Genomic DNA, 12,731 nt, shown 5'->3' on the forward strand with positions numbered 1-12,731 from the left:
TGGAGCGACCATGCGCAATCCGGGAACCACCAGCACCACGGCGCCGCCGAACGAGGACAGCACCGACCTCGCCCGCTTCGGCTACACCCAGCAGTTGGAGAGATCCCTCGGCTCCTTCTCCAGCTTCGCCGCAGGCTTCAGCTACATCTCGATCATGACCGGCGTGTTCCAGCTGTTCGGCTTCGGCTTCGCCTCCGGCGGCCCGGCCTTCATCTGGACCTGGCCGCTGGTCTTCATCGGCCAGGGGGCGGTGGCCCTCTGCTTCGCCGAGATGGCGGGCCAGTTCCCGCTCGCCGGCTCCGTCTACCAGTGGTCCAAGCAGATAGCGCGACCGGGCACCTCGTGGATGTCCGGCTGGATCATCACGGTGGGTTCGATCGTCACGGCGGCCGCCGTGGCCGTCGCCTACCAGATCATCCTGCCGCAGGTCTCGCTGGTCTTCGAGATCGTCGGCGGCTCCTCCGACGCGGGCGTCACCACCACCCCCGCCGGCGCGCAGAACGCGATCATCCTCGCCCTGGGCCTGGTCGTCTTCACCACCATCGTCAACATCGTGGGCGTCCGACTGATGGCGAAGATCAACAACTTCGGCGTGGCGGTCGAACTGGTCGGCGTCACCCTGCTGATCATCATGCTGGCCATCCACATCAAGCGGGGCCCCCAGGTCGTGCTGCAGACCCAGGCCACCGGAGCCGGGCACTCCTGGGGATATCTGGGCGCCTTCCTGGTGGCCTCGCTGATGAGCGCCTACGTCTTCTACGGCTTCGACACCGCGGGCTCGCTGGCCGAGGAGACCAAGGAGCCCCGTCGCCACGCACCCCGCTCCATCCTCCGCGCCCTCACCGCCGCCGCCATCGCGGGCGGGCTGCTCATGCTCGTCGGCATGATGGCGGTCGGCAACATCAAGTCGTCCGAGATCGGCACGCTCGGCATGCCCTACCTGATCAAGAGCACGCTCGGCAACAGCCTCGGAGACGTCTTCCTGCTCTGCTCGGCGATCGCCATCACCGTCTGCTGCCTCGCCGTGCAGACCGCTGCCATCCGGCTGCTCTTCTCCATGGCCCGCGACGGACGGCTCCCCTTCGGCGCCCGCATCGCCAAGGTCAACCCCAGGTCCGGCACCCCGGTCCTGCCCGCCGTCATCACCGGCGTGCTGACCATCGTGCTGCTGCTGGTCAACATGGGCAACCAGCGGGTGTTCTACATCCTCACCTCGGTCGCGATCATCCTCTTCTACATCCCCTACCTGCTGGTGACCACCCCCATGCTGGTGCGCCGCCTGCGCGGCGACTGGCCCCGGGCGGACCACGGTCCGTTCTTCAGCATGGGCCGGTGGGGGGTCGTGGTGAACCTCGTGGCCGTGCTCTACGGCGCGGCGATGACCGTCAACCTGGCGTGGCCGCGGGCCGCCGTCTACGGCAGCGACCACTGGTACTACCAGTGGGGCGCCATCGTCTTCACCGGCGCGATCTCCGCCGTCGGCGGCCTGCTCTACCTGCGCTACCGGCACCGGACCGCACCTCAGGGTCCGGCGACGGTACGGCTGGTGACCGCCGAGGGCCCCACGGCCGAGTCCTGACCACTCCACCGGCGGCGTGAGGTCGCGGAGGAGGGGCGCCGGGTGCTCCCGGCGCCCCTCCTCCGCGACGTCACGCCGGGCGGAGGTACCCGAGCCGTGCCGAGACCTCGTCGGCGGCGGCCCGCACGGCGGCGGCCACGGCCGGGATGCGCTCCTCGGTCAGCCGGAAGGACGGCCCGGAGGCGCTGATGGCCGCCACCACCTGCCCGTTCAGCGCGTGCACCGGAGCCGCGACGGCGTTCAGGCCCTGCTCCAACTCCTCGACGCAGAAAGCGAAACCGTCCGTCAGGATCTGCTCCAGCTGGGCGGCGAGAGCCTTGCGGCCGGTCACGGTGCGCGGCGTGTACCGCTCCAGCGGGGCGGCGAGCCGCTTCTTCAGGAGTTCCGCCGGCAGATGCGCCAGCAGCACCTTGCCACTGGACGTCGCGTGCAGCGGCGTGCGCTGGCCGACCCAGTTGTGCGTGGTCAGCGCCGAAGGGCCGAACACCTGGTCGATGTTGACGGCCTGGTCGTCGTCGAGGATCGCCACATTGATCGTCTCGGCCACCTCGACCGCCAGCCGCTCGCAGACCGGGCGGCTCTGCTGCGACAGGTCCATCCGCACGGTCGCCGCACCCGCGAGCCGGACCAGGCCCAGGCCCAGGCGGTACTTGCCGCGCTCCCCCGGCTGCTCGACCAGGCCGCGCATCTCCAGCGCCGCCGTGAGCCGGAACGCCGTCGACTTGTGCACACCGAGCGCTGCCGCGAGCTCGGTGACGCCGGTCTCCCCCCCGCGGGCGAGGATCTCCAGGATGGTCACCGCACGGTCGACGGACTGCACCGGGGACTCCGTCCGCTGCGAGCTCCCCGGCCCCTCGGAGGACTTGCCGTACCGACTGTTGCTCATAACGCAACATTATGCACGCCGCCCGGTCGCGGCGGGTCGACCCCTTGACAAGCCCCTGGCGAGCCGAAACCATGTTGCGCAATACGCATCGAGTTGTGTAATACGATGCGCGCCCCGTCGGTGGGGTGAGGATCCGAAGCTGGAGGTTCCCATGATCACGGTGTGCCGGATCGAAGACCTGCCGCCGGGCGAAGCACTCCGAGTGACCGAGGGCGTACCGGCCCCGGTCGCCCTCTTCAACGCCGACGGCACCGTGTACGCCGTCGACGACACCTGCACCCACCAGGACGCCTCACTGGCCGACGGCTGGCTGGAGGGCTGCTTCGTCGAGTGCCCGCTGCACGCGTCCTCGTTCGACCTGCGCAGCGGCCGGCCGACCTGCCCGCCCGCGAGGCGGCCGCTGAAGACCCATCAGGTCACCCTGGTCGACGGCTACGTGGTGCTGCACGTCACGGTCGGCGAGCCCGCGTGAGGCCGGCCACCGACCGGCCCGGGGCGCCGGGTCAGGCCCCGACCGGCCGGTGCCGGTAGAACCGGGCCGGGTCGGGCTCCAACGGGGTGTTGCCCAGGATGAGGTCGGCGGCCTTCTCGGCGAGCATCATCACCGGGGCGTAGATGTTGCCGTTGGTCACGTACGGCATCGCGGACGCGTCGACCACGTGCAGCCCCTCCAGTCCGTGGACCCCCAGGCTGGACGGGTCGAGGACCGACAGCTCGTCGGTGCCCATCCGCGCGGTGCAGGAGGGGTGCAGGGCGGTCTCGCCGTCCTTGGCGACCCACTGCAGGATCTCCTCGTCGGTCGCGACCTCCGGGCCGGGCGAGATCTCGCCGTCGCTGTACTCGGCGAAGGCGTCCTGGCCGAGGATGCTGCGGGTGACCCGGACGGCCTCGACCCACTCCCGCCGGTCCTGCTCGGTGGACAGGTAGTTGAACCTCAGCGCCGGATGCTCGCGCGGGTCCCTGGACCTGATCTTCACCGAGCCGCGGGCGTCCGAGTACATCGGGCCGATGTGGACCTGGTAGCCGTGCCCGCCGGCCGGGGCGGAGCCGTCGTAGCGGACCGCGATCGGCAGGAAGTGGAACATCAGGTTGGGGTAGTCGACCTCCTCGTTGCTGCGGACGAAGCCGCCGCCCTCGAAGTGGTTGGTCGCCCCGGGTCCCTTGCGCAGGAAGAGCCACTCGGCCCCGATGAAGGGGCGCCGCCACATCTTCATGGCGGGCTGCACGGACACCGGCTGCTTGCACGCGTGCTGGACGTACACCTCCAGGTGGTCCTGCAGGTTCTCGCCGACGCCGGGCAGGTGCTGGAGGGTCCTGATGCCCAGCGCCTCCAGCTCCGCCGCATTGCCGATTCCGGAGAGCTGGAGCAGCTGCGGGGAGTTGACGGCGCCGCCGGAGAGGATGACCTTGCCGCCGCCGACCCGGTGCACGGTCCTGCCCCTGCTGTACTCCACCCCGGACGCGCGCTTGCCGTCGAACAGCACCCGGGTGACCAGTGCGCGGGTCCGCACGTCGAGGTTGGGGCGGCCCATGACCGGATGCAGGTAGGCGCGGGCGGCGCTGAGCCTGCGGCCGCGGCGCAGGTTGCGGTCGAAGGCGGCGAAGCCCTCCTGGCGGAAGCCGTTGACGTCGTCGGTGAGCGGGTAGCCGGCCTGCTGCACGGCCTCGAAGAAGGCGCCGAACAGCGGGTTGGTGACCGGTCCGCGTTCCAGCACCAGGGGGCCCTCGTGTCCGCGGAAACCGTGCCCCGCAGCGGCTCCGGGTCCGGCGTCCCGGCCCTGGTCCGCGAGGCAGTTCTCCATCCGCTTGAAGTAGGGGAGGCAGTGGGCGTAGTCCCAGTCCTCCATCCCGGCGTCGGCGGCCCAGCGCTCGTAGTCGAGCGGATTGCCGCGCTGGAAGATCATGCCGTTGATGCTGCTCGAACCGCCGAGGACCTTGCCACGGGCGTGGTAGATCTTCCGCCCGTTCATGAACGGCTCCGGCTCGGACTCGTACTTCCAGTCGTAGAACCGGCTGCCGATCGGGAAGGTGAGCGCGGCCGGCATGTGGATGAAGACGTCCCACGGGTAGTCGGGCCGGCCCGCCTCCAGCACCAGCACCCGGTTGGCGGGGTCGGCGCTCAGCCGGGCCGCGAGCGCACAACCGGCAGAGCCTCCGCCGACGATGATGAAGTCGTACTGCTGCAAGGTCATTGTGTCCTGCCGTTGCTCTCCGGGGCGGTGACGCCGATTTCCGAGTCAGGCGAGGTGCTGCGAGCAGCGAGTTTCTCTACACGAAACTGCGTTCGTACTGCGCAACAGTTTCGGGAACCCGTCAGGAGCCGTCAAGGCCGCGACCGCCCCCTTGCAAAACTGTTGTGATAGGCGCAACAGTGTGCATAGTCAGAAACAGTTGAGCTCCTGCCCCCGCCCTCGGACGCCGCCGACTGCACCGACCCCCGACGCCGCACCTCTCCAGGAGTCCCGCGATGTCCCACCAGCTGCCCGAGCACCCCGACTGGCTGTGGCGCACCCCCGACCCCAAGCGCTCCTACGACGTGGTCATCGTCGGCGCGGGCGGGCACGGGCTGGCGACCGCCTACTACCTGGCCCGCAACCACGGCATCAGCAACGTCGCCGTGCTGGAACGGGGTTGGCTGGCCGGCGGCAACATGGCCCGCAACACCACCATCATCCGGTCCAACTACCTCTGCGAGGAGAGCGCGGCGCTGTACGAGCACGCGCTCAAACTCTGGGAGGGGCTGCCGGCGGAGCTGGACTACGACTTCCTGTTCAGCCAGCGCGGCGTGCTCAACCTGGCGCACACCCTCCAGGACGTCCGCGAGGGCACCCGCCGGGTCAATGCCAACCGGCTGGGCGGCGTCGACGCGGAATGGCTCGACACCGAGCAGGTGCGCGACTTCTGTCCGATCGTCAACACCTCCCCCGACGTCCGCTACCCGGTGCTCGGCGCCACCCTGCAGCGCCGGGCCGGCATCGCCAAGCACGACCACGTCGCCTGGGCGCTGGCCCGCCGGGCGGACGAGTACGGCGTCGACCTGATCCAGGGCTGCGAGGTCACCGGGTTCCTGCGGGACGGCGACCGCGTGGTCGGCGTGCGGACCGACCGGGGCCCGATCGCCGCCGGGAGGGTCGCGCTGGCCGCAGCCGGGCACAGCAGCGTCCTGGCCGAACTGGCCGGGCTGCGGCTGCCGGTGCAGAGCCACCCGCTGCAGGCACTCGTGTCCGAACTGCTGGAACCCGTGCACCCCACCGTGGTGATGTCCAACCACGTGCACGTGTACGTGAGCCAGGCGCACAAGGGCGAGCTGGTCATGGGCGCGGGCGTGGACTCCTACAACGGCTACGGCCAGCGCGGCTCCTTCCACCTGATCGAGCACCAGATGGCGGCCGCGCTCGAACTGTTCCCGATCTTCGCCAGAGCGCACGTGCTGCGCACCTGGGGCGGCATCGTCGACGTCACCCCCGACGCCTCGCCCGTCATCGGCCCCACACCGGTGGCCAACCTCTACCTCAACTGCGGCTGGGGCACCGGAGGTTTCAAGGCCACCCCCGCCTCCGGCTGGGTCTACGCGCACACCATCGCCACCGGCGAGCCGCATCCGCTGGCCGCCCCCTTCGCGCTGGACCGGTTCACCACCGGCGCCCTGATCGACGAGCACGGCGCCGCCGCCGTGGCCCACTGACCACCACCCGGCAGGAGTCCCCATGCTGCTGATCGCCTGTCCCTGGTGCGGCGAACGCGAAGAGCTCGAATTCCACTACGGCGGCCAGGCCCACGTCCCCTACCCGGCCGACCCGTCGGCGCTCTCCGACGCCGAGTGGGGCGAGTACCTGTTCGTCCGCGACAACCCCAAGGGGCCGTTCGCCGAGCGCTGGTCGCACGCCGCCGGATGCCGGCGCTGGTTCGACGTCGTCCGCCACACCGTCACCCACGAGATCCTGGCCGTCCAGGGCGTTCGCCCGGTGGCGACCGACCAGCCGAGGCCGGTGATCACCCCATGACCACGCCGCACCGACTCCCCGGCCGCCTCCCCTCCGGGGGCCGCGTCGACCGCTCCGCTCCGCTGCGCTTCAGCTACGACGGGGTGCAGTACACCGGACTGCGCGGTGACACCCTCGCCTCCGCCCTGCTCGCCAACGGCGTGCCGGGCGCGGCCCCCAGCCTCCACCGCAGGCGGCCGCGCGGCATCGCGACGGCCGGGGTGGAGGAGCCCAACGCCCTGGTCCAGCTCGACGGCCCCTGCTCCGAGCCGATGCAACTGGCGACGACGGTCGAGCTGTACGACGGCCTGACCGCGACCAGCCTCTCCGGACTCGGCCGGCTCGACCCCGCCCCGGACGGGTCCGGCTACGACAAGATGCACGTCCACACCGACGTCCTGGTCGTCGGCGGCGGCCCGGCCGGCCTGGCCGCCGCCCTGGCGGCGGGGCGGTCGGGCGCACGTGTGGTCCTGGTCGACGACCAGCCGGAACTCGGCGGATCGCTGCTCTGCGACCGGGAGGAGATCGACGGCGCGCCGGGCCTCGACTGGGTGCACGCCGTCCGCACGGAACTGTCCGCGCAGCCCGACACCCGGATCCTCAGCAGATCGACCGCCACCGGCTACTACGACCACAACTACCTGCTCGTCGCCGAGCGCCGCACCGACCACCTCGGCCCGCACCCGGTCCCCGGCGTCTCCCGGCAGCGGCTGTGGCACCTCCGGGCCCGGCGGGTGGTGCTGGCGACCGGTTCCCACGAGCGGCCGATCGTCTTCGCCGGCAACGACCTGCCCGGCGTCATGTCCGCCGCCGCCGTGCGCAGCTACGTCAACCGGTACGCGGTGCTCCCCGGCCGCCGCGCCGTCGTGCTGACCACCAACGACCACGCCTACGCGACCGCGCTCGCGCTGGTCGCGGCCGGGGCGGAGGTGCCGGCGCTCGTCGACACCAGGCCCGAACCGCCCACCGGCCTGGTCGAGGCGGCACGCCGCGCCGGGATCGAGGTCCGCTGCGGCTCGGCCGTGGTCGGCACGCGCGGGGACGCGCGCATCACCGCCGTCCGGATCGCCGCCCTCGACGCCGACGACGCGATCACCGGCCCGGTCCGCGAACTGCCCTGCGACCTGCTCGCCGTGTCGGGGGGCTGGAGCCCGGCCGTGCAGCTGTGGAGCCAGTCCCAGGGCACCCTGCGCTACGACGAGGCCCTCGCCGCGTTCGTCCCGGACCGGGCGGCGCAGCAGGTCGACAGCGTCGGCGCCGCTCGCGGCGTCCTCGACCTCGGCGGATGCCTCGACGACGGGTTCGCCGCCGGCGCGCGGGCGGCGGACCTGGCCGGCTTCCCGGTCTCCGTGCCCGCCACCCCGCCGCACTCCGGCGAGGCGCCCCCGTCCCGGCCCCGGCCGGTGTGGATCGTCCCGGGCGAGGAGGGCGAACCGGGCGACTGGCAGGAGCACTTCGTGGACCTGCAGCGCGACGCCACCGTCGCGGACGTCCAACGGGCGGTCCGGGCCGGGATGCGCTCGGTCGAGCACATCAAGCGCTACACCACCATCGGCACCGCCCATGACCAGGGCAAGGCATCCGGGGTGGCCTCGACCGGCGTCATCGCCCGGCTGCTCGGCGCCCGCTCTCCGGGCGAGGTCGGCACCACCACCTTCCGCGGCCCCTACGTCCCCCTCTCCTTCGCCCTGCTCGCCGGCCGCGAGCGAGGCAGGCTGTTCGACCCGGTGCGCACCACCGCGATCCACCCGTGGCACGTCGAGCACGGCGCACGCTTCGAGAACGTCGGCCAGTGGAAGCGCCCCCGGTACTACCCGCAGCCCGGGGAGGACCTGGAGGCAGCCGTCCTCCGCGAGTGCCGCGCGGCCCGCGAGGGCGTCGCGGTGATGGACGCCAGCACCCTCGGCAAGATCGACGTCATCGGCCCGGACGCCGGGGCGTTCCTGAACCGCGTCTACACCAACGGCTTCGCCAGGCTGGCCGTCGGCTCGGCCCGCTACGGCGTCATGTGCCGGCCCGACGGCATGGTCTTCGACGACGGCGTGACCCTGCGCCTGGCAGAAGGCCACTACATCATGACGACCACCACCGGGAACGCCGCAGCCGTGCTGGACTGGCTGGAGGAGTGGCTGCAGACCGAGTGGCCCGAGCTGCGGGTCCGGGTCACCTCGGTCACCGAGCAGTGGGCCACCGTCGCGGTCGTCGGCCCCGGGTCCCGCGCGGTCGTCACCGCGCTCGCCCCCGACCTGGACGTGTCCAACGACGCCTTCCCGTTCATGACGGCCCGTGAGACCCGCCTGGCGAGCGGCGTTCCGGCCCGGATCTGCCGGATCTCCTTCTCCGGCGAGTTGGCCTTCGAGATCAACGTCGCTAGCTGGTACGGCCTGGCCACCTGGGAATCGGTGGTCCGGGCCGGTGCCCCGTACGGCATCACCCCCTACGGGACCGAGGCCATGCACGTCCTGCGCGCCGAGAAGGGCTACCCGATCGTCGGGCAGGACACCGACGGCACGGTCACCCCGCAGGACCTCGGCATGGAGTGGGTCGTCTCCAAGCAGAAGGACTTCCTCGGCCGGCGCTCCTTCCGGCGCCCGGACACCGCACGCGGCGACCGCAGGCAGCTGGTCGGCCTGCTGCCGGTGGATCCCGCCGTGCTGCTGCCCGAAGGCGCACAGCTGGTGGCGAGCGCCGACGTGGCCGCCCCCACCCGGGCGCTGGGGCACGTCACCTCCAGCTACCGCAGCGCGGCGCTCGGCCGCACCTTCGCCCTGGCCCTCGTCGCGGGCGGGCGGGAACGGCTGGGCGAGACGGTGTACGCGCCGCTGCCCGGAGGCGTGATCGCCGCGACCGTCACCGACAGCGTCCTCTACGACCCGAAGGGAACCCGCCGTGACGCCTGAAACCCTGCGACGCAGCCCGCTGGGGCACCTCGCCGACGTCCTGGCAGCGCACTCCGGCAGCGGCGAGCGGGGGGTGAGCCTGCGTGAGATCCCCTTCCTGACGCAGCTCGACCTCCAGCTGCAGTCGCACGGCCCGGCCGCGCAGCGGATCGGGCGGTCACTCGGTGCGCCACTGCCGACCGACCCGAACACCGTCGCGGCGACGGGTGGGCTGCGGGTGCTCTGGCTCGGCCCCGAGGAGTGGCTCGTGCTCGGCCCGGACGGCTCCGCGCCCGCCACTGCGGCGAGGCTGCGCGCCGCGCTGGAGGACGAGCCAGGATCGGTGGTGGACGTCTCCGCCAACCGCACGACGCTCGAACTCTCCGGCCCGGCCGCCCGCGAGGTCCTGGAGAAGGGCTGCGCCCTCGACCTGCACCCGCGCGCCTTCCGGCCGGGCCGTTGCGCGCAGACCCTGGTCGCGAAGGTGAACGTGGTCCTGCACCAGGTCGGCCCGGAACCGGCCTACCGCCTGCTGGTGCGCGGCTCCTTCGCCCAGTACCTGGCGGACTGGCTGCTCGACGCCATGGAGGAGTACCGCCACCCGCGGCTCACGCCGTGACCGGCCGCCAGACTGTTGCCGTCCTGTCCCTCGCCCCCGCACCGTCACCCCGTGCTGGTGGCGCGCGTGGGCGAGGCGGCCCGGAGGCGCCGGTGGCGTCGTGGCCGGGGTGGTGGCCGAGCAGACCGAAGATCCGGCGCAGGGGCTCCGGCACGGACCGCGAGCCGGGTCTTGCCCACACCGGCCATGCCCTCGATCGCGGAGACCACCACGGTCCTCGCGCCGTCACCGTGCTGCCGGTCGGTCGCTGCCGCGATCAGGCGCGCGAGCTCCTCCCGGCGGCCGGTGAGCGTGGCCGGACCGGCTGGGAGCTGTCCGGACACCCCGACCCGGACCTCCGGTCCTGGCTGACCTGTGCGCCTTGATGCACGCTTCACGCCAGCGGGCCACACCGGCCTCGTCCACGCCCAGCGCCCGGACGATCGCCACCACCAGGTCGAGGTCGAGGCGACGCCGGCCCGCTTTGAACGCGTCCACGGCCAGATCGACCGCCCGGCCCGGATCCGGCATGCCGGGCTGTTCACCCATGACACCCCCATGTCGCTGTGCTTCTGCCCTGACGAGTCCCTGAGGAGGGTGTACGGATTCGTGCGGGAAACATGACTGCGCACCGATGCCGCAGGCAGTCTGGTCGTGTCGTTCAGCGCTGGTCCGCCAGAGCCGCAGGACGGCCAACTGCCCAGGGGGAGACATCGCCGTGGGGGCGTGGGGCTCTCCCTTCATCTCCGGACGAAGGATGCGTTTGATGATCACTCACCGTACGTCCATGCGGTCCGCCGTCGCCGCCCTCGGTGTCGGCGCCGCGATCGCCCTGACCGTGTCCTCGCCCGCATTCGCGGCCAACGAGGGCACCTACCAAGGAAATTGGGGTGGCTGCACGGCGACCGAGGAGATCCAGGTGCAGTACGTCAACGGCGGGTACCACGACCAGATGGAGTTCTTCCCGACCGGAACCGGGCCCAACTGCCTGTTCGACATCATCGACAACAATTCCGTGGTCTGGACCTCCACCGGCGCCGGATCCGGCTGGCGGTACGACGGCCCGGGGAACTACATGTGCCCCCAGATCCACGACAAGGTCACCGGCGTACTCAAGTGGCAGGGCGTGTGCAACTGAGGTCGCCACGCACCTCCGGATGATCACACAACCCGGTGGCCGGCACTCGATTTCGGCCACCTCACCTTCAAGAAGGAGCCGTCCCATGCTGACTCGCCGCACGTCCGTGCGATCTGCCATCGCCGCCCTCGGCGTCGCTACCGCGATCGCCCTGTCTTCCGCGCCCGCCTTCGCCGCCAACGAGGGGACCTACTCGGGCTCGGTCGGGCCCTGCTCCGCCGTCGAGAAGATCCAGCTGGCCAACGTCAACGGCGGGTTGCACGACGAAATGGAGTTCTACCCGACCTCGACCGCCACCGGTTGCCAGTTCTCCATTTTCAACAACAACAGCTTCTACTGGGGCTCCACCGGCGCCGGATCCGGCTGGATCTACGACGGCCCGGGCAACTACCTCTGCCCCGTCATCTACTACTACACGGTGAGTGACCACCTCCCCTGCAACTGAAGTCCGACGGCAGGGCTGCGGGCAGCGCCGACCTCGATGCGTCAGCGGTGGCCGCCCGCGGACCGACGGAGGAGCGGGCTTCCCGTGGGCTTACGAATCCCTGACGCTTCGTCTCCTTCGCGGCTATCGGGGGCTGCGGCGTCTAGTGTGCCCGGGTATGGACGTACTTCTCACCGGCGGAGCCGGATTCATCGGTTCCGCCGTCGCCCGCCGCCTCGTCGGTGCGGGCCACCGGGTCCGGGTGCTGGACGCGTTGCTGCCGGCCGTGCATCCGTCGGGCAGGCCGCCGGGCCTGCCCGACGGGGTGGAGTTCCGGCACGGCGACGTCAGGGACCGGACGACGGTCGAGCAGGCACTGCACGGGATGGAGGCGGTCTGCCACCAGGCCGCGATGGTCGGCCTGGGGCTGGACCTCGACGACGCGCCCGACTACGTCGGCTGCAACGACCTGGGCACGGCCGTGCTGCTGGCGGCCATGGCCCGGGCGGAGGTCTCGCAGCTGGTGCTGGCCGGGTCCATGGTCGTCTACGGAGAGGGGCGCTACACCTGCGCGGAGCACGGCGCGGTGGCACCGGGGCCCCGGCGGACGGTCGACCTGGACGCGGGACGGTTCGAACCGCCGTGCCCGAGGTGCGGGGCGCCCCTGGCACCGGACCTGGTGGACGAGGACGCCGTGCTGGACCCGCGCAACGTCTACGCGGCGAGCAAGGTCGCGCAGGAGCAGCTGTCGTCCGCCTGGGCCCGCGCGGCCGGAGGGCGGGTGACCGTGCTGCGGTACCACAACGTCTACGGACCCGGCATGCCGCGCGACACGCCGTACGCGGGAGTGGCGTCGATCTTCCGGTCCGCGGTCGCCCGCGGCGAGGCGCCGCGGGTGTTCGAGGACGGCGGTCAGCGCCGGGACTTCGTCCATGTCGCGGACGTGGCCGAGGCCAACCTGGCGGCACTGGAGGCGCTTCGCGGACGCGACCCCGGAAGTGTCCGCTGCTACAACGTGGGCAGCGGGTCCGTCCACACGATCGGGGAGATGGCCGCCGCCCTCGCCGCGGCGGGGGGCGGGCGGGCGCCGGTGGTGACCGGCCAGTACCGGCTGGGGGACGTCCGGCACATCACGGCCGACTCGGGCCGGCTCCGGGCGGAGCTGGCCTGGTCCCCCTCGGTGTCGTTCGCGGACGGCATGGCGGACTTCGCCCACGCCCCGCTGCGCGGCGTGTGAGCCGCGC

12 protein-coding genes are annotated in these 12,731 nt (G+C 71.8%); 10 read left to right on the forward strand and 2 right to left on the reverse strand.

Going from position 1 to position 12,731, the window contains the following annotated elements:
- Positions 1–10: 10 nt before the first annotated feature.
- On the forward strand, positions 11–1,579 hold the full coding sequence (locus BS75_RS01975) for an amino acid permease (protein ID WP_042438828.1): 1,569 nt from the start codon (positions 11–13) through the stop codon (positions 1,577–1,579).
- Between the two features lie 70 nt (positions 1,580–1,649).
- On the opposite strand, the gene BS75_RS01980 is transcribed toward BS75_RS01975, so the two are convergent.
- The gene (locus BS75_RS01980) at positions 1,650–2,399 is read right to left on the reverse strand and encodes an IclR family transcriptional regulator (RefSeq protein WP_034092239.1); all 750 of its coding nucleotides are present in this window, start codon (positions 2,397–2,399) and stop codon (positions 1,650–1,652) included.
- 217 nt (positions 2,400–2,616) lie between these two features.
- Between BS75_RS01980 and BS75_RS01985 the strand changes: the two genes are divergently transcribed.
- Complete coding sequence (locus BS75_RS01985) at positions 2,617–2,937, forward strand: bifunctional 3-phenylpropionate/cinnamic acid dioxygenase ferredoxin subunit (protein ID WP_034086938.1); 321 nt, start codon at positions 2,617–2,619, stop codon at positions 2,935–2,937.
- A 31-nt stretch (positions 2,938–2,968) separates the two neighbouring features.
- Here BS75_RS01985 and betA read toward each other — a convergent pair whose 3' ends face one another.
- Positions 2,969–4,657, reverse strand: a complete 1,689-nt coding sequence (gene betA / locus BS75_RS01990) for a choline dehydrogenase (RefSeq protein WP_034086939.1) — start codon at positions 4,655–4,657, stop codon at positions 2,969–2,971.
- Positions 4,658–4,932: 275 nt separating this feature from the next.
- Between betA and BS75_RS01995 the strand changes: the two genes are divergently transcribed.
- From BS75_RS01995 to BS75_RS02030, 8 genes are all read left to right on the forward strand, one after another.
- Positions 4,933–6,150, forward strand: coding sequence for a sarcosine oxidase subunit beta family protein (locus tag BS75_RS01995; protein WP_034086940.1), 1,218 nt, complete (start codon positions 4,933–4,935; stop codon positions 6,148–6,150).
- 22 nt (positions 6,151–6,172) lie between these two features.
- Complete coding sequence (locus tag BS75_RS02000; protein WP_034086941.1) at positions 6,173–6,469, forward strand: sarcosine oxidase subunit delta; 297 nt, start codon at positions 6,173–6,175, stop codon at positions 6,467–6,469.
- The gene (locus BS75_RS02005; RefSeq protein WP_034086942.1) at positions 6,466–9,348 is read left to right on the forward strand and encodes a sarcosine oxidase subunit alpha family protein; all 2,883 of its coding nucleotides are present in this window, start codon (positions 6,466–6,468) and stop codon (positions 9,346–9,348) included. The genes BS75_RS02000 and BS75_RS02005 overlap by 4 nt, the downstream gene beginning before the upstream one ends.
- A complete protein-coding gene (locus BS75_RS02010) occupies positions 9,338–9,946 on the forward strand; it encodes a sarcosine oxidase subunit gamma (protein WP_034086943.1) in 609 nt (202 codons plus the stop codon). Before BS75_RS02005 ends, BS75_RS02010 begins: the two co-directional genes overlap by 11 nt.
- A 354-nt stretch (positions 9,947–10,300) precedes the next feature.
- The gene (locus BS75_RS02015; RefSeq protein WP_034086944.1) at positions 10,301–10,549 is read left to right on the forward strand and encodes a hypothetical protein; all 249 of its coding nucleotides are present in this window, start codon (positions 10,301–10,303) and stop codon (positions 10,547–10,549) included.
- Between the two features lie 142 nt (positions 10,550–10,691).
- Positions 10,692–11,063, forward strand: coding sequence for a hypothetical protein (locus tag BS75_RS02020; protein WP_152645984.1), 372 nt, complete (start codon positions 10,692–10,694; stop codon positions 11,061–11,063).
- A gap of 85 nt (positions 11,064–11,148) precedes the next feature.
- Entirely contained in the window at positions 11,149–11,508 is a 360-nt protein-coding gene (locus BS75_RS02025) for a hypothetical protein (RefSeq protein WP_034086946.1), read from the forward strand.
- A 157-nt stretch (positions 11,509–11,665) separates the two neighbouring features.
- Positions 11,666–12,724, forward strand: a complete 1,059-nt coding sequence (locus BS75_RS02030; RefSeq protein WP_034086947.1) for an NAD-dependent epimerase/dehydratase family protein — start codon at positions 11,666–11,668, stop codon at positions 12,722–12,724.
- Positions 12,725–12,731 lie beyond the last annotated feature (7 nt).

It is taken from the genome of Streptacidiphilus albus JL83, from assembly GCF_000744705.1.
Lineage (GTDB): Bacteria > Actinomycetota > Actinomycetes > Streptomycetales > Streptomycetaceae > Streptacidiphilus > Streptacidiphilus albus.

Bases quoted from the DNA above. Each gene is read 5' to 3' on its own strand.
- BS75_RS02005 (WP_034086942.1), top strand. From the start codon at position 6,466: ATGACCACGCCGCACCGACTCCCCGGCCGCCTCCCCTCCGGGGGCCGC.
- BS75_RS02025 (WP_034086946.1), top strand. From the start codon at position 11,149: ATGCTGACTCGCCGCACGTCCGTGCGATCTGCCATCGCCGCCCTCGGC.
- BS75_RS01975 (WP_042438828.1), top strand. From the start codon at position 11: ATGCGCAATCCGGGAACCACCAGCACCACGGCGCCGCCGAACGAGGAC.
- betA (WP_034086939.1), bottom strand. From the start codon at position 4,657: ATGACCTTGCAGCAGTACGACTTCATCATCGTCGGCGGAGGCTCTGCC.
- BS75_RS01985 (WP_034086938.1), top strand. From the start codon at position 2,617: ATGATCACGGTGTGCCGGATCGAAGACCTGCCGCCGGGCGAAGCACTC.
- BS75_RS02020 (WP_152645984.1), top strand. From the start codon at position 10,692: ATGATCACTCACCGTACGTCCATGCGGTCCGCCGTCGCCGCCCTCGGT.
- BS75_RS02030 (WP_034086947.1), top strand. From the start codon at position 11,666: ATGGACGTACTTCTCACCGGCGGAGCCGGATTCATCGGTTCCGCCGTC.
- BS75_RS01995 (WP_034086940.1), top strand. From the start codon at position 4,933: ATGTCCCACCAGCTGCCCGAGCACCCCGACTGGCTGTGGCGCACCCCC.
- BS75_RS02000 (WP_034086941.1), top strand. From the start codon at position 6,173: ATGCTGCTGATCGCCTGTCCCTGGTGCGGCGAACGCGAAGAGCTCGAA.